The organism is Colwellia sp. D2M02, from assembly GCF_018860755.1.
Taxonomy (GTDB): domain Bacteria; phylum Pseudomonadota; class Gammaproteobacteria; order Enterobacterales; family Alteromonadaceae; genus Colwellia; species Colwellia asteriadis.
Genome location: NZ_JAHKPW010000057.1, coordinates 1 through 19,563, shown reverse-complemented (window position 1 = coordinate 19,563; position 19,563 = coordinate 1). Strand labels below are relative to the sequence as shown.

The window sequence follows — 19,563 nt, the reverse complement described above, 5'->3', positions numbered from 1 at the left end:
GCCATGAAAGTCGTTTCAATCAAGCTTTTTTGCTTAACTTAACAGGTATTTATTTTATCTGATTGCTATTATACTCACATGCTTTAGCGAACTTAAAGACATTATCTGTTTGGCAAGCTTTGCCACCCAGGAAAGGATAAACAATGAACGATAGTCAATATAACCTAATCACCGATGAATTATTACTTGCTGTCGAAGAAGCAATTGAAAATACCGGTGTCGACATTGATTATGAAGGTGTTAGCGGACTACTGACGCTTACCTTTAAAAACACCACAAAAATCATTATTAACAAACAAGCACCCTTGCACGAAATCTGGGTCGCGACCAAGTTTAATGGTCATCACTTTCATCTTGAAAACGAACAATGGATAGATAAACGTGGTGGTGAAGAATTTTGGCAGTTTTTATCAAGCGCGGTAAGTACACAAGCCGAGGTTTCGGTAACATTAAGCGCTGAAGAATAGCTCAATAATAGATTAAATACACAGAACACTGGAAACATACATGACAAATACCACCGTACGCATTGCGACCCGTAAAAGTGCTCTTGCTTTATGGCAAGCCGAATATGTTAAAGCACAGTTAGAGCACTTTCATGCTGATATTACTGTTGAATTAGTGCCAATGACCACTAAAGGCGACATTATTCTAGACACACCGTTAGCAAAAGTAGGCGGTAAAGGTTTGTTTGTAAAAGAGCTTGAAGTAGCAATGCTTGAAGGTCGTGCAGACATTGCCGTACATTCAATGAAAGATGTACCAGTAGACTTTCCTGAAGGCTTAGGTTTAGAAGTTATTTGTCCACGTGAAGACCCTCGTGATGCTTTTGTTTCAAATACTTATAAAAATTTAAGTGAATTGCCGCAAGGTGCCATTGTTGGTACTTCAAGTTTACGACGTCAATGTCAGTTAAAGGCAAAACGCCCTGACTTAGATATTCGTGATTTACGCGGCAATGTTAACACCCGCTTAAGTAAATTAGATAACGGCGAGTATGACGCCATTATTCTGGCCTCTGCTGGGCTTATTCGCTTAAAAATGAGCGACCGTATTAGCCAGTATATTGAGCCTGAAGAAATGTTGCCTGCTAATGGGCAAGGCGCTGTAGGTATTGAGTGTCGTAGTGACGATGCAAATATAAAAGCATTATTGGCACCACTAGAATGTGCTATTACACGTGCCCGCGTTTTAGCTGAGCGCGCAATGAACAAAGCACTACAAGGTGGCTGTCAGGTACCTATTGGTAGTTACGCTATTTTACAAGGCGAAAATAACAGCACTATATACCTAAGAGGTTTAGTGGGCGCAGTTGACGGAAGCGAATTAATTGAAAGCGAAATATCTGGCCCCGTAGTTCAAGGTGAAGCTTTAGGTGAGCAACTTGCACAAGTGTTGTTAAGTCGTGGCGCCGACAAAATACTCGAAAAAGTGTATGCCGATAACGACGCGTAATCATTGATATGCTACCCACAATAGTAACAACCGAGTTAACGGTATTGTTAACTCGGCCTCAAGAAAAATCAGAACAGCTCGCCGCACAGTTACAAACAGTAAACATTGGCAGCTTTATTCAACCATTATTTGATTATAAAGCCAGTGCAACCACAGCAGACATTAACGCTGTAATGGCTGATGTTGATATTGTCATTTTTGTCAGTGCACCTGCGGTAGCCTATACTGATGCTTGTTACCCATTAACATCAGTATTAACGTTAACGAATAACAGCATACAATTTTTTGCTGTGGGTCAAGCAACCCAAGTAGCATTAGAGCGTTTAGGTATTGAAAATGTATTATCGCCGCAAGCACCTTTAGCCGAAACAAGCGAAGGCTTATTACAACTACCTGAACTACAAAACGTAGCCAATAAAAAAGTCGTTATTTTTCGCGGTAATGGTGGCCGAGAACATATTGCCAATACTTTAACGGCACGTGGCGCTGACCTTCATTACATTGAAAGCTACCAACGCGTATGGAAAACCTTGTCACAAAAACAACTAACACGTTGGAAAAGCAATAAAATAAACTGTATTGTCGCCACAAGTAACGATATATTAACTACATTAGTAAAACTCATTGACGATAATGATGAGCAAAACAACTTCTGGCGTGAACAGTGTGTTTGGGTCGTGGTTAGCCAACGCATTGCCGATAATGCTAAGCACTTAGGCTTACGCCAAGTAATCAATAGCCAAGGTGCAAATAGCCAAAAAATATGCGATGCACTCAAGCAATTACAGAAAAACACCATGTAAGTACTCTGTAGCTTAACTAACGATGGAATTAAATTATGTTAGATAAAGATAAACCGACTCAAAGTAAAGCTAGTGACAGCGCTACTGATAAAAAAACACTGGTTGTTGAAAATAAAACTAACACCGCTCAATCGTCAACTTCATCAGAAAAAAATCAATCAAAAAACAGCACTACAGCTAATACTAAAACAGCAAATAAAAAACCTGCCGCGAGTACAGCACAACCAAGTAGAAGTGCTGTCACACCAAAACAAAGAATATCAAAACTGGCTATTTTCGCCTTACTCATTGCCTTGCTTAGTATAGCGGCATCAGTTGGCCATTATTTTTGGCAAGAGCAGCAATCATCATTGCATGCAACCAACCAAAATGCCCAAACCACACAAGCATTGCAAGACCATAAGCAACAATTAGAAAGCTCTCTTGGTACTGCGCTTTCACAGCAACTGCAAACTCAATTGCAAAAACAGCAACAAGAATTTAGTCGTCAATTACAGCAATACAGCCAACAAAATCAGGCCGCTAACCAAGCTGAACTAGCGCAATTTAACGATAAAATTACACGACTAGAAAAAAGCCTTAAGCAGCGAGATCCAAGTGACTGGTTAATTCACGAAAGTGAGTACTTAATTCGTGTAGCAGCAAGAACTATGTGGTTAGAACAAGATACTCGCGCTGCAATTAGTTTACTGAAAGAAGCAGATAGCCGTCTTGAAGAGTTAAAACAACCAAAATTTTTACCCATACGTTCGTTAATTCGCCAAGATATTGAAGCATTAGCCTTAATGCCAACACTTGATACTCAAAACGCTATTTTGCATTTAATGGCATTAAATAAACAAGTTGCATCATTACCGTTAGCTAAAGTTAATGTCCCTCAAGCAAACGACGCATTCACCAAACAAGATCTTGAATTATCAAACGATATTAGTGATTGGCAAAGTAACCTAGGAAAAACGTGGCAGCGATTTTTTAACGACTTTATCGTAGTACGTCGACGCACCGGCAACATAGAGCCTTTAATGGCACCAGGACAGCAGCAAAACTTAAAACAAAATTTAAGTTTAAAAATACAGCTTGCCCAATGGTCAGCTAGCGAACATAAACCAGAAATATATAAACAAACATTACTCGATATTCAAGAGTGGCTTAAGCAATTTTTTGATATGACCTCGACGGTTAACCAAAACTTCTATAGTGCAGTAGAAGCGGCTAAAAAGCATGTTATTGATTATAACTACCCTAGCCATTTAGATTCATTAACCGCAATTAAACAACTGTTGAATGAGTCAGCTGTTGCACCAGAGCCAGAACAAGTTGAGCCTGAAGCAATAAAAGCAGACGAAGCAGAAGACGCAGCTAACGATGAGGGTACGTTATGATTCGTTTAATCATTATTTTACTTATCGTATTTGGAGTTATCGCGCTAAGTTCTTTTCTCATTGATGATCCGGGTTATGTTGTTGTGTCTATTGGCGGTTATATTTATGAGTTTACTGCTTATACGCCCATTTTTTGGTTAACGTTAATTACCGTACTTGGTTTTATCACTTATAAAATATTGCACCATGGTGTGGCGTTTAGCTTCAGCGGTTGGCGCAAAATAGCTTTTGCTGGACAACGTCGTGGCATTGCTAATTTTAATAAAGGTTTAGCTGCATACGTGCTAGAAGATTACGCACAAGCAGAGCAATTGTTTTCGAAAAGTGCCGCCCCTTCTAAGCGCAAACAAAGCGCATACTTACTGGCAGCATCTGCGGCTGAAAAACAAGGTTTAGAAGATAACACTAACCACTATCTTACCTTGTTAGAAAAAGAAACAATGCACCTTAAAGAGCTTGGGTTAGAAAGTGTCATTGTAAAAATTAAGCTATTAATGAATCAGAAAAAAGCCGAAGCCAATGCTAAAGCCCGAGCATTAATTGACGAGCATCATAAACTCATTGGTCATGACGCTCGCTTATTAAGCTTAGAAATAGATTTATGTTTAACTGAGCAGCGCTTTGAAAGTGCTATTACCCATTTAAATACTGCGTACAGGAAAAAAGAACTAACGTCACAAGTGGTTGAGGCATGGGAAAAAAAGGCCTATTACGGCTGGTTCAAACACAGTATGTCAACAAAAGGACAAGCGCAATTAGAGTCAAATTGGCAACAAGTTAGCCGTAAACTCAAACAACATCAAAGCATTTTATTTGCTTATTGTCAGGTACTGGCAGAGCATAATGTAATTACACCGCTAACCAAAGTGCTGCTGCCATTATTGAAAAAATCACCAAGTGCTGAGCTATTAAAACAAGTACGTAACTTTCCTATTAAACAAGCCGATGAACTTATCGTATTAGCGCAGAAGAAATTGCACGGCAACATTCATAGTGGTAAGTGGTTAAGCTATTTAGGACATTTAGCCTTACACAGCGGACAATATTCTATGGCCGAAAAAGCCCTACGTAGCTTGATTAAGCTTGAAGAAGAAAGTTATGGCGTGCAATACGATAAACAAGACTTGGCGGCGCTAGCACAAGCCCTTACAGCACAAGAGCAATATCAAGCCGCAAACGAGATTTGGTTGAAAGCTAATAAACTATAAATAAGAAGCTGCTCACTCGCGGTGCCTAGCTTACCTGATAAATATTAGGTGTCCATAGCTCCATAAATATTTCAGGGCTAGCGAGTGCCTTAAAGCCAAACTGTTGGTATAAACCATGAGCGTCTGATGTCGCAAGTAGCATACGCCGTAATCCTTGCAACTTAGGATGCTGAATAATTTCAGCCATCAGCTTTTTACTTAAGCCTTGACCGCGATGTTCTTCTAAAATATAAACATCCGCAAGATAAGCCACCGTTGCATAATCGGTGATCATTCTTGCAAAACCGACTTGTGTGCTTTTCCCCTGAATAATCGCAAGTACTGCAAAACATAACGAGTTTTCTATCGCTGTTTTAACAACGCTTTTAGGAATATTTTTCGCCCAATAAGAGCGGGATAAATAGCTATGAACCGCATCATTGTTCATTTCAGCTTTATTGGTTGTTATTTTATAGGTTAACGAGGCAGAATTATTTGCCTTACTCTCCTGAGTTATCACACTTCCCCCCAGCTTTATCCTAAAATATAACTAAATATCCCAAGCTCAGTTTAAAAGAACAAGTCATCTAGCTATATTTCAATTCACGAGTCAGCACCCTTTTATTTAAATAAACGCAAAGGCATCAGCATACATATGCTCTAAAGAAGCGCCGTGTTCAACAAAGTCGCCTCGAATGGCGCCAACCATTTCAAAACGACCCGCAAGGTAAATATCGTACCCTTCAAAGCTAGCAATATCATTCATAGCAGCTTGGTGTACTAAACCCGTTCTACCCTGCCAGCTATCAGTAGCATGCTCAACAACAGGTACAAAAGTCGCGTTAGGTAGTTTAGCGATAGTCGCCGCCGTTTCAGCAAGTTCATAACAGGCGCTTTCTTCACGCAAACCCCAGTAAACATGCACTGGACGCTGTGATTTTTGTTCTGCTAAAAATTCAAACATTGATTTAATGTAAGAAAACCCTGTGCCACCAGCAAGTAATAACAGCGGTCGTTCGCTTTCTGTACGTAATTGTGCATTACCTAATGCCATTTCAACCGTAACATCGCTATTATTTTCAACACTTTCTTTAATACGGTCGATCACTTGCATTGGGTAGCTATCGGCAACAAAAGCACCAATTTGCAATTCAATTAATTCGCTATTAGGTGAGCTAGCAATTGAAAATGGACGCTTATCTTTTTCAGTCATAACAAAGTTCAAGTATTGACCTGCAACAAAATCTATTTTTTCACTTGGCTTTAATAGCACTTTAAACACGTGTGGCGTAAGTGAACTAAGTGATTGTATTTTACAGCTAATTGTTTTCATTAAGTTAACCTTATCTCTCATTTTGTTGTGTCTATACTGTTGGTGGAATAATAGCGAGCTCATCCCACAGACCATCCACTTCATCTTTAACAGCTTGTGTCATTTCAATAGGAACCCCCCATTCACGGTCAGTTTCTCCTGGCCACTTATTGGTTGCATCCATCCCCATTTTTGAGCCTAAACCCGAAACCGGTGAAGCAAAATCAAGGTAATCAATCGGTGTATTCTCAATAAGTACCGTATCGCGACTTGGATCCATACGTGTAGTCATTGCCCAAATGACATCTTGCCAATCGCGCGCATTAACATCATCATCGCAAACAATAACAAACTTGGTGTACATAAACTGTCGCAAGAACGACCAAACCCCCATCATGACGCGTTTTGCATGACCTGCATATTGTTTTTTAATGGTCACTACCGCTAAGCGATAAGAGCAGCCTTCAGGTGGCAAGTAAAAGTCTTGAATTTCAGGAAATTGCTTTTGCAAAATCGGCACAAATACTTCATTTAATGCCACACCTAAAATAGCAGGTTCATCTGGTGGTCTGCCGGTATAAGTGCTGTGATAAATAGCATCTTTGCGCATTGTAATATGCGTTACTGTGAATACTGGAAAGTCATCCACTTCATTATAATAGCCGGTGTGATCGCCATACGGGCCTTCTGGTGCGGTTTCTTCTGGGTCTAAGTAACCCTCTAAAATAATTTCAGCCGTTGCAGGTACCTCTAAATCATTACTAATCGATTTAGCTACTTCGGTTTTAGCACCACGTAATAACCCTGCAAATGCATACTCAGAAAGTGTATCAGGTACTGGCGTTACCGCGCCTAAAATAGTCGCAGGATCGGCACCAAGTGCCACTGATACCGGGTATTTTTCACCAGGGTTCGTTTTTTTAAATTCTTGAAAGTCTAATGCTCCACCACGGTGAGATAACCAACGCATAATCACTTTATTTTTACTGAGCACTTGTTGACGATAAATACCCAAGTTTTGACGCTCTTTAAATGGGCCTCGTGTAACAGTTAAGCCCCAAGTAATTAAAGGCGCAACATCGCCAGGCCAACAAGTTTGAATGGGTAACTTTGTTAGATCGACCTCATCGCCTGATAAAACAATTTGCTGACATAAAGGTTTTTTTATTTTCTTAACCGGCATGTTTAGCACTTGTTTATAAAGTGGTATTTTACCTAAAGCATCGCGAAAACCACTTGGTGGCTCTGGCTCTTTTAACATAGCAAGTAGTTTACCAACGTCACGTAATGCACTTACATTATCTTGTCCCATACCCAACGCCACACGATCTGGTGTGCCAAATAAGTTGGTTAAAATTGGCATACCGTGGGGTTTACCGTGTTCATCAACGGGATTTTCAAATAACAATGCAGGACCTTGCGCGCGCAAGGTTCTATCACTAATTTCTGTCATTGTTAAATGTGTTGAAATAGGCGCAGTAATGCGCTTTAACTGACCTATTTTTTCAAGTTGATTAATAAAATCTCTTAAATCACTGTATTTCATAAGGCGTTATATTTTCAATATAAAAAGCCAGTCAATGTGACTGGCTTTGTTTAATAAAGTATTGGCAAAACAGTCGGTCAATACAGCATGGCTATATTAACTTACATAGCTTTTGAATTACTTACGTTTCATTGAATCAAAAAATTCATCGTTAGTTTTAGTCATTGCTAACTTATCGATAAGGAATTCTATCGCGCCTATTTCATCCATTTCATGAACGACTTTACGTAAAACCCACATTTTTTGTAGTTCATCAGGCTTAGTAATTAACTCTTCACGACGAGTACCACTGCGATTAATATTAATGGCTGGGAAAACACGTTTTTCAGAAATTTTACGTGACAGGTGTAATTCCATGTTACCTGTCCCTTTAAACTCTTCGTAAATAACTTCGTCCATTTTAGAGCCAGTTTCTACCAATGCAGTAGCAATAATAGTTAAGCTACCACCTTCTTCAATATTACGTGCGGCACCAAAGAAGCGTTTAGGACGGTGTAGCGCATTCGCATCAACACCACCCGTTAAAATTTTACCTGATGATGGAATAACGGTGTTATAAGCACGCGCTAAACGAGTAATTGAATCAAGTAAAATAACTACGTCTTTTTTATGCTCAACTAAACGCTTAGCTTTTTCAATTACCATTTCAGCCACTTGTACATGGCGACTTGCTGGCTCGTCAAACGTTGAGGCAACTACTTCACCTTGTACTAGACGTTGCATTTCGGTTACTTCCTCAGGACGCTCATCAATGAGTAGTACCATCAACTCAGCATCAGGGTGGTTGTAAGCAATGCTTTGTGCAATATTTTGTAATAAAAGTGTTTTACCCGCTTTAGGTGGTGCAACAATTAAACCACGTTGGCCTTTACCAATTGGTGAAGCTAAATCTAAAACACGTGCGGTAATATCTTCTGTAGAGCCGTTTCCGCGCTCCATTGAAAGACGATCAGTTGGGTGAATTGGTGTTAAGTTTTCGAATAAGATTTTATTGCGAGTATTTTCAGGGCGGTCAAAGTTTACTTCAGCGACTTTAAGTAAGGCAAAATAACGTTCGCCTTTCTTTGGTGGGCGAATTTTACCTTGAATGGTGTCACCAGTACGCATGTTGAAACGGCGTATTTGACTTGGTGAAACATAAATATCGTCTGGGCCGGCTAAATATGACGAGTCGGCTGAGCGTAAAAAGCCAAAACCATCTTGCAATATTTCTAATACACCGCCACCAAAAATATCATTATCGCCTTCAGCGTGTGCTTTTAAAATAGCAAAAATAATATCTTGTTTACGTGTTCTCGCAAGGTTTTCAAGCTTTAATGACTCAGCAAGCTTAACCAATTCACTAACGGATTTTTCTTTCAGTTCAGTAAGGTTCATAGGGGGTTTCTTAGACTATTTTAAGTGATGTGTCTGGGGCGATTGCCGACGACAATATATTTCAAATGTGTTTATGTTTATAAATTACAATAAGAATAGGGATAAAATGAGATGTTATTTTGTACTCAGGAGTTAAATTTAGCATTAAAATTTGAAGAGGTAAAGGTACGATTAAAATGTAAGCAAATATTTTTAAACTACCCAAGATTAAACTATCTCTAAATCTGCTACTGAGCTACTACTTACTCAACAAACTAATTAAACAAAAAAGCCTAACAACTATTGTTAGGCTTTTTTTACTATTAAAGATTTTTATCTAAAAACTCTTTTAATTGAGTTTTTGATAAGGCACCTACTTTAGTGTCGGCAACCTGTCCATCTTTGAATAACAATAATGTTGGGATACCACGTACACCATATTTAGGTGGTGTTTCTGAGTTTTGGTCAATATTTAATTTACCAACAGTCACTTTACCTTCATATTCAGTAGCAATATCATCAAGTACTGGGGCTATCATTTTACATGGACCACACCATTCAGCCCAAAAATCAACTAATACTAAATCCGATGCATTTAATACATCTGCTTCAAAACTATCGTCAGTTAGCTGAACAATTTTATCGCTCATCACATTCTCCGTTCGTTATGGCTAAAGCGCCTTATATTTTCGATTATACATTTAAGATTATTTAATGCCTATATTTTCAAGTTATTTTTTAATATAGCCTATAACCCAAACAATTAATTTACCTGTCAACTATGCAATTAATTAGTGATTACTTAACTAAAGGTGTTAAGCTAGCGCCATGAAAAAAACACATTTAACAGAAACAAAATTCGCTGACCTAAATCTTGCTCCGCAAGTAGTGACCGGATTAAACGCCATGGGCTTCGAATATTGCACAAATATTCAAGCGAAATCCTTACCAGTATTGTTACAAGGCACTGACATAGCAGGCCAAGCACAAACAGGTGAAGGTAAAACTATCGCCTTTTTAGCGGCAACTTTTCATCACCTTTTACAAAAGCCTGCACCTGAACATAATCAGCCACGTGCTTTGATTATGGCGCCTACACGTGAGTTAGCTATTCAAATTCATCGTGATGCAACAGAAATGGCTAAAAGCACAGGTTTACGCCTTGGTGTTGTATATGGGGGCGAAGGTTATGAAAGTCAACGTTTAGAACTTGAAGCGGGTGTAGATATTCTTATTGGCACTTGTGGACGTTTACTTGACTACATGAAGCAAGGTATTTACAACTTAAAAAACATTGAAGTTATTGTACTTGATGAAGCGGATCGTATGTTCGATTTAGGCTTTATTAAAGACATTCGCTATATGTTTAATAAAATGCCTCCTGCGACTGAGCGTTTGAGCATGTTATTCTCTGCGACTCTTTCATTTCGAGTAAAAGAGTTGGCATTCGACCATATGAATGAGCCAACTAGCGTTGAAGTAGCACCAGAAGATAAAACCAACACTCGTATTTCTGAAGAACTATTTTACCCTTCTAATGAAGATAAAATGGCCTTGTTACAAACATTAATTGAAGAAGATTGGCCAGAAAAAGCCATTATTTTTGCTAATACTAAACATGTTTGTGAAAAGATTTTTGATCATTTGCACGCTGATAAGTTACGTGTGGGTTTACTCACAGGTGATGTACCGCAGAAAAAACGTTTAAAAATATTAGAAGGCTTTACTGAAGGCACTCTTGATATTTTAGTGGCGACCGATGTTGCCGCGCGTGGTTTACATATTCCTAGTGTAACCCATGTATTTAACTACGATTTACCTGATGATTGTGAAGATTATGTTCACCGTATTGGCCGTACAGGCCGTGCTGGTGCTACTGGTCACTCTATTAGTTTAGCGTGTGAGCAATATGTATTTAATTTACCTGCCATAGAGCAGTATATTGAACATGAGCTACCCGTTACTAAATATGATCATGATGCACTATTAGAAGACTTACCTAAGCCGAAACCACGTCAACGACGTCATCGCTCAGGTGGTAAGCCAGCCAATAGATCAGGTGGTAATCGTCAAGGTAACAGTAACTATCGCGGTAATCGCAATTAGTTAATACTTTCGTAAACAGATAGTCAATTCACTATGATAGAGCCTGAAAATATACCAAACTATGATAACAACCACTATGCAGTGGTTGATTTAGGCTCTAATAGTTTTCACTTGCTGATTACACGCTTAACGCCAGGTAAGCATGGCAACCAAGTTAGTATCGTCGATAAAGTAAAAAGCAAAGTCCGTTTAGCTTCTGGCTTAGACAACAATAACGTTTTAAGTAATGAAGCAATAAAACGTGGTCTTGATTGTTTACAGCTGCTTTCTCAACACCTACAAAGCATTCCTGTTCAAAATATCAAGATAGTTGCTACCGCAGCTCTGCGTATTGCTAGCAACAACGATCAATTTATACAGCAAGCAAATAAGATATTGCCAACACCCATTGAGCTTTTTAGTGGCGAACAAGAAGCACAAACTATTTATGCGGGCGTAGCTTACACCTCTGCACATGCTGCTCTACAAAATGAATTAACAAGCACAGCTGACATAATGAAGCGCTTAGTTATTGATATTGGTGGCGCGAGTACTGAAATTATTGTCGGCTCTGGGGTTACTGCTAAAGCCTTAGTGAGCTTGAACATTGGTTGTGTAAGTTTTAGAGCTAAATATTTCAGCGATGAGCAGCTTTCTGAAGCTAATTTTTCACAAGCAATAACGGCCGCATCAGCGCAAATATCTTCGGTTAAAACGCAATTTACCAACTTAGGGTGGCACACCACTGTTGGCAGCTCTGGTACTATGCAAGCCTTAGCTGAAATATTACGTTACCGCCAACAACCTGCTGTGATTACGTTAGCGTTTTTACAAGAGATACAGAAAGACTTAATGACTTGTCAGTGTATTGACAATATTGCTATAGCTGGCTTAAGAGACGATCGCTGCCCAGTATTAGCCAGCGGCCTTAGTATTCTTATCGCATTATTTACTTGCTTAAACATTAATGAACTACAACTATCGCATGGCGCTTTAAGAGAAGGTTTACTTTTCGAATTGCTACCAAAAAACAGCTGGCTTAGTCATATAAAATAGCCCTATTCACCCTCGAGTGGATATTGTCGAAAGTACCAAAGCAAGATTGGAATTTCAATTAGGGTAAAGCTCAGCAAGGTAAACCAAAACCAGTTCATTTCCCAGCCTAATAACGAAAAAACCTGCCCCGAGCCCCAATATTTAAACCCAACCACTAATAATGCCAAGCCAGAAACGAAACAATCATACCATGCTATTTTATTGATATTATTACCAACAGATGTAGGGTAAAACCATAAGTAGGCCAATAAAATAATCACCAGATTTAATACGATGATCGGTAATTCAAAAGTCATTACTGTACCCTAGCTATTTATTCAAGGTGGCTAATCGATGCTTTACGCAAGCAGGTTTCGCCCCAAAATTTATCACTTTTTTGCGTTAATACCCAACCCTGTTTCATTAACTCTCTTTTTAAAAAGTGATTGGTAACACCGTGGGCAAAAACAATCACTTGCTCTTGCTCATTCGCTAAAGCATTTAACTTGTGTGCAGCTCCTTGAATACGAAGTTTAGCTTGTTTAAAGCTTTCAACATTAGTACTCATTAATTTTTTCACCCCCAAAAACCAAAGTATTCTCGATAATACCAACCAACTATAAGGCTTTAATCGCCAAGGTAGCTTATAACGAGGAATATCCATCTCTCTTAAAATTGACCACTGCTGTTCAGGTTGAGCGCCCGTAAAAATAACCGCAGACTCAATAGCGCGCTTAAGGTTGCTAGCAATACAATAATGTTCACTATATTTCATCATAGCTGTCGCTTTAGGTCTGCTTGTTAGGATAACGCTTGAATGATTATAGGCATGAACCCAAGCAGCATAGCCTGCTGCAGATAATTTGGGTGAATATTCGCCTTGTTCGGCAGTTACGGGCTTACCGTGACGTATTAGTACAATTTCCATTGTGCTTCCATAATGCTTATTTTGAACAAGAAAAAACGCCTTGCTGGCATGCTGCCAGAATTTCATTACTGAGGTTGGTATCATTCAGTGCTCGAGAAATAGCTAAGCCGCCAATCATCATAACCACACTTTGCAGGGTTTGCTCCCGTGTTTCGATAGATTGCTCTGCTTGGGCAATAAAGCGCTGTAATGTTTCAGTATAAGCTTGTCTAACTTGTTCGTCTTGTTGGGTGATATCGGATACTAAAAATGCCAGTGGACAGCCTTGTGCAAGGTCATCATCGCGATGCTGCTTACTTAAATAATACTGCGCATATAACGCCATATCAGCCTTACTACTTTCTGGTCTTCGTTGTTGAGCGTTTTGCGCTGCTTTAGCAATAGCTTGTGCATATAAATCACTTTTCGAGCGAAAATGACTATAAAAAGCGCCGCGAGTTAACTGCGCATTTTTCATGACATCATCAATAGAAACTTGCTCAAAACCGCCCTGTGTAAACAGCATTGCCGCACTGGTTAATATTTTATCTTTTGAATTTTCTTTATGCGTTTTATGCCAAGCCATGATTTTTTAGCTCCCTTAATAAAAACACTCTACTCGAACTCCTAGGAATAACCCCTCAACCAAAGCTCAAATAGAGTATTTTACAAAATCAAAATATGTTCTTGAACATATTTTGATTAATTCTACAGTAATCCTAGTTTAAGTAAATACACTATTGCATCTTGCTAGTGTAAACATTAAGGAAAATACAATGACAACAAAACAAGTACATATTTACGGCGCTAGCTTTTCAAACTTTGTTCGTTCGGTGATGCTCGTTTGTGAAGAAAAGAATATTACTTATACAACAGGGTTCGAGGTAAATTCTATTACTGTGCCATTTCATAGTGAGCAGCACTTTGCACTACACCCCTTTGGTAAGTTTCCAGTATTAGTTGAAAATGATTTTATACTGCCTGAAACAGCGAGTATTTGCCGCTATTTAGATAGTGACAAAGCATTGCAGCCTCATGACAGTAAAACGCGCGCGCGACACGATGCTTTTTGCGCGCATTTATCAATAGATATTGATAAAGCTTTAATACGTGATTACTTAATAGAGTTTGCCTTCCCAAAGGGAGAAAATGGTGAGGTCAGACTTGATGTGGCGAAACAAGCAATTCCAGCTGCAACTAACGCACTTAAAGTTATAGAGTTACAACTAACAACGCGAGATATTATTGACGGTAAAAACCTATCCATAGCCGATGCTTTGCTCGCACCAATGTTAGCTTATTTATCTAGCGTACCAAGTGGTTTTAATTTACTTGAGGATTTTCCGAATCTCACTGAGTATTTAGCACGGTTAATGACACATGATTCTTGTCAAAAAGTACTTACCGCTAATCCTGATAAATCTATCGCTAAAATATAGCACCACTCAACTAAAAAGCTGAGCTACTTTCGTAACTCAGCTTTTAAAGTGTCTCTCAATTTATATCAGTTTAACGTCTCTACTTGCTATGCTCTTCTTTAATCCAACGAGCCACTTGTTTAGCAAAATAAGTTAATATACCGTCAGCACCCGCACGTTTAAAGGCTAACAAGCCTTCCATAACGCAAGGTTTTTCAGCTAACCAGCCATTTTGTATTGCCGCCATATGCATCGCATATTCACCACTGACTTGATAAGCATAAGTAGGCACTTGAAAAGTGTCTTTTACACGACGCACTATATCTAAATAAGGCATACCAGGCTTCACCATCACCATATCAGCGCCTTCGCTAATATCTTGTGCGACTTCATGCAATGCTTCATTACTATTCGCAGGATCCATTTGATAAGTGTATTTATTACCGCCTTTAATATTACCGGCTGAACCAACCGCATCTCTAAAAGGACCGTAATAATTTGACGCGTATTTGGCTGAATATGCGAGTATTTTTGTATTAACAAACCCATGGTTTTCTAAGGCTTCACGAATAGCACCTACACGACCGTCCATCATATCTGATGGGGCAACAATATCGGCACCTGCCTCTGCGTGAGACAAAGCTTGCTTAACCAAAATTTCTTTGGTGACATCGTTAACAACATAACCCGCTTTACCTGCTTGATTATCATCGCTCTCACTTAAAATTCCGTCTTGTCCATGGGTGGTAAATGGATCAAGTGCAACATCGGTAATAACCGCTAGTTGAGGAAATTTTGCTTTTAGCGCCCGTACTGTACGTTGAGCTAAACCTTCAGGATTATAGGCTTCTTCAGCCATCAAAGATTTACATTCACTTGGTGTTACCGGAAATATGGCAATGGCAGGAATACCTAAGTCGACTAACTCTTGTGCCTCTTCAAGCAATAAATCAATACTCTTACGCTCAACTCCTGGCATTGAGGCAATCGCCTCGCGTTGATTTTGACCTTCAAGCACAAAAACAGGGTAAATTAAATCGTTAACCGTTAATTGTGACTCAGCCATTAGGCGGCGAGTTGAGTCATCAACGCGCATACGGCGCATACGTCTAGCGGGAAATTGACCAAAAAGTGTATTGCCACTGTGGTTCATAACAAGTTCCTAAAATAAAAAAAGTAGAATGTATTTATGTAAATTGGTGATATTGAGTTTGATTGCGTCCGTTATGTTTAGCTTTATATAACGCTTTATCGGCAACTGAAAAAAGTTGCTCTGGAGTTACGTCATTTTGCTGTTGATAAGTACTAACACCACAGCTAATAGTGACCGAAAAGTTAGCCTGTTCAAACTGGAAATGCTCTGTTGCTATAGTTTCACGTAGCTTTTCAGCTAAGGCAATTGCACCGGTTAAATCAGTATCAGGTAAAATCAAACAAAATTCTTCGCCACCATAACGAAAGGCTTTATCGGTACTACGTTTTAAGCTCTTTTGAATATGCTTACTCAGCCAAATTAAACACTGGTCACCAACTAAATGTCCGTACGTATCATTAACTGATTTAAAGTGATCTATATCAATAATAACTAAGCTTAATGGCGTTAAATTACGACGACTACGACGATATTCTGCCTGAATTTTTTGATCATAAAAACGACGATTATGTAAACCTGTTAGCTCATCTGATACGTTTTTTCGTTCGAGTTCTTGGTTAACACTTTCTAATTCTTGTAAGGTAATATTTAACTCTAATGTTCGCTCTTGCACACGATCTTCTAGTAAATCCTGACTTTGTTTCTGCTCTTCCACTAAAGCCTGTAGCGCTATCTTTGACTGTTCAATATCTGTAATTGCTTGCTTTAATTCAAGGTCTTTCTTTTGATACTGCCGACGTGTTGCACGGCACTGATAAAAAGCAAAAAGCCCCATTATGATGGCGCCCAATATAAAGCTCAGGATAAGGTTTAATATTTGAGAAGGAGGTGCTGCAACTGTGCTAGCTTGACAGACAGGTATATAGAATGCGCCTAACATTAGCGTTACCCAGAGAAACCGCAATATTACAAATTTCATATAATCTTATTCTTTGGTTACGTTATAAAAAGATAAACACATTAAGGTAAATTAAATACTCGTTTAGCGTTAATCGTAGTTTGGCAAGCTATTTCATCTTGGTCAAGACCTGTGATCTTTGATATCTCTGCAACAATATAAGGTAAGTAACTAGGCTCATTACGGCTACTTTTAGGTTTAGGCCTAATAGTTCTAGGGGTTAAATAAGGCGCATCGGTTTCTATTAACAACTTATCTAATGGAATATGACTAACAATATCACGTAATATTTGTCCGCGTCGTTCATCACATAACCAACCGGTAATACCTATATACATACCGGCATCTAAGCACTGTTTTAATTCATCGGCATTGCCCGTAAAACAATGAGAAACCATCGCAGGAATGCGATTAAAATAGGGAGTGAGTGTATTAAACCAAGGTTCAAACGCATCGCGTTGATGTAAAAATAATGGCATTTGCAACTGTTCAGCTAAAACGACCTGCTCATTAAAAACTTTTATTTGCTGGGCTGGCGCTGAAAAATTACGGTTAAAGTCTAAGCCGCATTCACCAATAGCTTTTATGACATCATCTTTAGCAAGGATTTGTAGTTGCTCAATATAATCAGCGCTAACATGATCGGCATCATGAGGGTGTACTCCCACCGTAGCATAAAGACAGTCCTGCCACTGCTGCTGGTATTCATGACAAAGGGCTAACGCTTTTTGGCTTTCCTCAACATTAGTTCCAGTAATCAATAGCTGCTGAATACCAAGAGATTTAGCGCGCTCAATAACCTCAACACGATCTTTATCAAAACGTTGATTGGTTAGGTTTACCCCGATATCTATCAAAATTCTGCGCTACTTTAATCGTTTAACTTGAATGCGCTTATTACTATCCAATTTTTGTAAGTAATAAGCGCTTAAAGCACCTTTACTTAATTGGACTTCTTGTCCAGCTTTAAGAGATAAACGTTCACTACCTTTTTGCTTCCAAACCTGACCATTGGTAAAAGTGATTTTCCATTCACCTCTTAGCATTTTCTTTAATGAGGCGATAGTTAAAGTAATACTGGTAATTTCAGGCTCATTTGAAGCTGCCTCTTCTGATTTAGCAAAAGCTTCTTCTTTTTCATGCTGCGTTAGGACAATAGGAGCTGTGTTTTTTTCAGCCACTTGAGTGTCTGTAGTAACAGTACTTGTACTAGATTTACCTACTGCAGCAGGTGCTAAAATAACTGGCGTAGATTTAACTGATTGAGACAATGCATCAAAACAGCTTAGCCTTTTAGTATTATCATTTTCTCCAGCGCAACGTTTTACTTCCTCAGTAATATCAGCATGTTCAATCGCATAAGCGCCTGTAGAGCCAAGCAATGCTATTAAAGAAAGACATAAAATTTTATTGAAATTATTCACAAGCGACACCTTTGTATTTTTAATACTAATTTTTTAATTAGACTTATTGTAGTTAGTTTTTTGACTCAATATCTGGTGCGATATCATCTTCTGGTTTTGAGTAAATAGCAGCGATGATAATACCTACTTCAAATAACAATAACATAGGTACAGCTAACATAGTTTGAGAAATAATATCTGGTGGTGTTAATAACATACCAATAACAAAGGCGCCAACAATAACATAAGGACGCTTTTCCCTTAAATTATCAGGTGTGGTCACCCCAGTCCAACACATCAAAATTATGGCTATCGGGATTTCAAAGGCAACACCAAAAGCAAAGAATAGCTTTAAAACAAAATCTAAATAACTACTAATATCGGTTGCAATCACCACTCCCTCTGGCGCCACTGAGGTAAAAAAGGCAAACACCACCGGAAATACAGCAAAGTAGGCAAAGGCTATACCACCATAAAATAGTAATGTGGAACCCAGCATTAATGGGGCAATTAAACGTTTTTCATTTTTATATAACCCTGGTGCCACAAATGACCAAAGCTGAAATAAAATGTAAGGAATCGCGATAAACACTGAAATAACAATAGTTAATTTAAATGGCGCAAAGAAGGGTGATGCAACATCCGTTGCAATCATCTGAGAGCCGGCAGGCATAGTCGCTAATAAAGGCTGTGCTAAATATTGATAAATATCTTGAGCAAAATAGGCTAAACAACAAAAAACCACCAATACGCCTACAATAGAACGCAATAAGCGATTTCTTAACTCTAATAAGTGATCAAACAAGCTAGCACTTTGAGTGCTATTAGGGGTGGAAGAATTACTCATGAATCCGTTTTATTACTCTTTGAATTATCTGAAGAGCTAGATGTTTTATCAACCGAATTATCTAACGTTTTTGTATCATGTTTTTCATTCGAAAATGGTTCATTGTCGGTTGAGTCATCGACTTTTTTGTAAGGCTCATTGACCATAGCTGCTGCTTCTTGCAAAGATTTCAGTGATTCAGCGACTTCAGGGCTTAAGTTTTGTAAATTAGTCTGTTCTGCTTTTTTTAAGTTTGCATGCAGTTCATGAATACGTAATTCTTCGGTGACTTCCGCTTTTACGGTATCACTAAAACGGCGAACCCCTGTTATCCAACTTTTCACTGTGCGCACAGCAACAGGTAAACGCTCAGGACCTAAAACAACTAAGCCCATGATGGCAATAACCATGAGCTCCCAAAAACCTATATCAAACATAATTTACGCCTGATGGTTTTCTGTGTTTTTTGTGGTGTCTGCGGTGTTTTTCTGTGCTTTATTCTGCTCTGGTGAGCTATCAGCAAGTGCTTCTGACGTTTTTTCTGTGCTAGCGCTTGATTCTTTATCATCGCTAACTGCATTCTTAAAGCCTTTAATAGCTGAGCCTAAATCACCACCTAAATTACGTAGCTTTTTAGTACCAAATAATAATATGACAATAACGGCGACAATAATAAGTTGCCAAATACCAATACCACCCATAATAACTATACTCCTACTGTTTAGTGTTGCGATAACTAAATAACCTTAGTTCAGCTTAACAAATGTTTCTCTAGCACTTACTTTTCCTAACTTCTT

At 38.7% G+C, this 19,563-nt stretch carries 23 protein-coding genes; 8 read left to right on the top strand and 15 right to left on the bottom strand.

The window, feature by feature from the left end:
* Positions 1–143: 143 nt before the first annotated feature.
* Genes cyaY through KO495_RS09215 form a run of 5 tightly spaced genes read left to right on the top strand, consistent with a single transcriptional unit; the run spans position 144 to position 4,848 of the window.
* Complete coding sequence (gene cyaY / locus KO495_RS09235; protein ID WP_215980113.1) at positions 144–467, top strand: iron donor protein CyaY; 324 nt, start codon at positions 144–146, stop codon at positions 465–467.
* A gap of 40 nt (positions 468–507) precedes the next feature.
* Positions 508–1,455, top strand: coding sequence for a hydroxymethylbilane synthase (hemC, locus tag KO495_RS09230; protein ID WP_215980112.1), 948 nt, complete (start codon positions 508–510; stop codon positions 1,453–1,455).
* An 8-nt stretch (positions 1,456–1,463) separates the two neighbouring features.
* Complete coding sequence (locus KO495_RS09225) at positions 1,464–2,258, top strand: uroporphyrinogen-III synthase (protein ID WP_215980111.1); 795 nt, start codon at positions 1,464–1,466, stop codon at positions 2,256–2,258.
* Between the two features lie 35 nt (positions 2,259–2,293).
* Positions 2,294–3,640, top strand: coding sequence for a uroporphyrinogen-III C-methyltransferase (locus KO495_RS09220; protein WP_215980110.1), 1,347 nt, complete (start codon positions 2,294–2,296; stop codon positions 3,638–3,640).
* Entirely contained in the window at positions 3,637–4,848 is a 1,212-nt protein-coding gene (locus KO495_RS09215; protein WP_215980109.1) for a heme biosynthesis HemY N-terminal domain-containing protein, read from the top strand. The genes KO495_RS09220 and KO495_RS09215 overlap by 4 nt, the downstream gene beginning before the upstream one ends.
* Positions 4,849–4,873: 25 nt before the next feature.
* On the opposite strand, the gene KO495_RS09210 is transcribed toward KO495_RS09215, so the two are convergent.
* The 5 genes from KO495_RS09210 to trxA all read right to left on the bottom strand — a co-directional run bounded on the left by KO495_RS09210 (position 4,874) and on the right by trxA (position 9,691).
* The gene (locus KO495_RS09210) at positions 4,874–5,275 is read right to left on the bottom strand and encodes a GNAT family N-acetyltransferase (protein ID WP_215980154.1); all 402 of its coding nucleotides are present in this window, start codon (positions 5,273–5,275) and stop codon (positions 4,874–4,876) included.
* A gap of 177 nt (positions 5,276–5,452) precedes the next feature.
* Positions 5,453–6,160 carry an NAD(P)H-flavin reductase gene (gene fre / locus KO495_RS09205; protein WP_215980108.1) on the bottom strand — a complete coding sequence of 236 codons (708 nt, stop codon included), beginning with the start codon at positions 6,158–6,160 and terminating at the stop codon, positions 5,453–5,455.
* 31 nt (positions 6,161–6,191) lie between these two features.
* Positions 6,192–7,685: a 4-hydroxy-3-polyprenylbenzoate decarboxylase gene (ubiD, locus tag KO495_RS09200; RefSeq protein WP_215980107.1), complete on the bottom strand. Its 1,494-nt coding sequence runs from the start codon at positions 7,683–7,685 to the stop codon at positions 6,192–6,194.
* Between the two features lie 117 nt (positions 7,686–7,802).
* Entirely contained in the window at positions 7,803–9,062 is a 1,260-nt protein-coding gene (gene rho, locus KO495_RS09195) for a transcription termination factor Rho (RefSeq protein WP_215980106.1), read from the bottom strand.
* A 302-nt stretch (positions 9,063–9,364) separates the two neighbouring features.
* Positions 9,365–9,691 (bottom strand): thioredoxin TrxA, encoded by a 327-nt coding sequence (gene trxA / locus KO495_RS09190; RefSeq protein WP_215980105.1) that lies wholly within the window; start codon positions 9,689–9,691, stop codon positions 9,365–9,367.
* A 178-nt stretch (positions 9,692–9,869) separates the two neighbouring features.
* Between trxA and rhlB the strand changes: the two genes are divergently transcribed.
* Positions 9,870–11,147, top strand: coding sequence for an ATP-dependent RNA helicase RhlB (gene rhlB, locus KO495_RS09185; protein WP_215980104.1), 1,278 nt, complete (start codon positions 9,870–9,872; stop codon positions 11,145–11,147).
* A gap of 33 nt (positions 11,148–11,180) precedes the next feature.
* Complete coding sequence (locus KO495_RS09180; protein ID WP_215980103.1) at positions 11,181–12,182, top strand: phosphatase; 1,002 nt, start codon at positions 11,181–11,183, stop codon at positions 12,180–12,182.
* Between the two features lie 2 nt (positions 12,183–12,184).
* On the opposite strand, the gene KO495_RS09175 is transcribed toward KO495_RS09180, so the two are convergent.
* The 3 genes from KO495_RS09175 to KO495_RS09165 are packed head-to-tail and all read right to left on the bottom strand — an operon-like array spanning position 12,185 to position 13,654.
* On the bottom strand, positions 12,185–12,478 hold the full coding sequence (locus tag KO495_RS09175; protein ID WP_215980102.1) for a hypothetical protein: 294 nt from the start codon (positions 12,476–12,478) through the stop codon (positions 12,185–12,187).
* Positions 12,479–12,495: 17 nt separating this feature from the next.
* Positions 12,496–13,089 (bottom strand): phosphoglycerate mutase family protein, encoded by a 594-nt coding sequence (locus KO495_RS09170; protein WP_215980101.1) that lies wholly within the window; start codon positions 13,087–13,089, stop codon positions 12,496–12,498.
* 16 nt (positions 13,090–13,105) lie between these two features.
* Positions 13,106–13,654 (bottom strand): TetR/AcrR family transcriptional regulator, encoded by a 549-nt coding sequence (locus KO495_RS09165; protein ID WP_215980100.1) that lies wholly within the window; start codon positions 13,652–13,654, stop codon positions 13,106–13,108.
* 190 nt (positions 13,655–13,844) lie between these two features.
* On the opposite strand from KO495_RS09165, the gene KO495_RS09160 reads away from it, so the two are divergent.
* Positions 13,845–14,507 (top strand): glutathione S-transferase family protein, encoded by a 663-nt coding sequence (locus KO495_RS09160; RefSeq protein WP_215980099.1) that lies wholly within the window; start codon positions 13,845–13,847, stop codon positions 14,505–14,507.
* A 79-nt stretch (positions 14,508–14,586) separates the two neighbouring features.
* Here KO495_RS09160 and hemB read toward each other — a convergent pair whose 3' ends face one another.
* From hemB to tatA, 7 genes are all read right to left on the bottom strand, one after another.
* On the bottom strand, positions 14,587–15,639 hold the full coding sequence (hemB, locus tag KO495_RS09155) for a porphobilinogen synthase (RefSeq protein ID WP_215980098.1): 1,053 nt from the start codon (positions 15,637–15,639) through the stop codon (positions 14,587–14,589).
* 34 nt (positions 15,640–15,673) lie between these two features.
* Complete coding sequence (locus KO495_RS09150) at positions 15,674–16,414, bottom strand: GGDEF domain-containing protein (RefSeq protein WP_252738893.1); 741 nt, start codon at positions 16,412–16,414, stop codon at positions 15,674–15,676.
* Between the two features lie 185 nt (positions 16,415–16,599).
* The gene (locus tag KO495_RS09145) at positions 16,600–17,394 is read right to left on the bottom strand and encodes a TatD family hydrolase (protein ID WP_215980097.1); all 795 of its coding nucleotides are present in this window, start codon (positions 17,392–17,394) and stop codon (positions 16,600–16,602) included.
* 9 nt (positions 17,395–17,403) lie between these two features.
* Positions 17,404–17,961, bottom strand: a complete 558-nt coding sequence (locus KO495_RS09140) for a hypothetical protein (RefSeq protein WP_215980096.1) — start codon at positions 17,959–17,961, stop codon at positions 17,404–17,406.
* A gap of 52 nt (positions 17,962–18,013) precedes the next feature.
* Positions 18,014–18,787, bottom strand: a complete 774-nt coding sequence (gene tatC, locus KO495_RS09135) for a twin-arginine translocase subunit TatC (RefSeq protein WP_215980095.1) — start codon at positions 18,785–18,787, stop codon at positions 18,014–18,016.
* On the bottom strand, positions 18,784–19,203 hold the full coding sequence (gene tatB / locus KO495_RS09130) for a Sec-independent protein translocase protein TatB (protein ID WP_215980094.1): 420 nt from the start codon (positions 19,201–19,203) through the stop codon (positions 18,784–18,786). The genes tatC and tatB overlap by 4 nt, the downstream gene beginning before the upstream one ends.
* Before the next feature lie 3 nt (positions 19,204–19,206).
* On the bottom strand, positions 19,207–19,467 hold the full coding sequence (gene tatA / locus KO495_RS09125) for a twin-arginine translocase TatA/TatE family subunit (protein WP_215980093.1): 261 nt from the start codon (positions 19,465–19,467) through the stop codon (positions 19,207–19,209).
* Between the last annotated feature and the right edge of the window lie 96 nt (positions 19,468–19,563).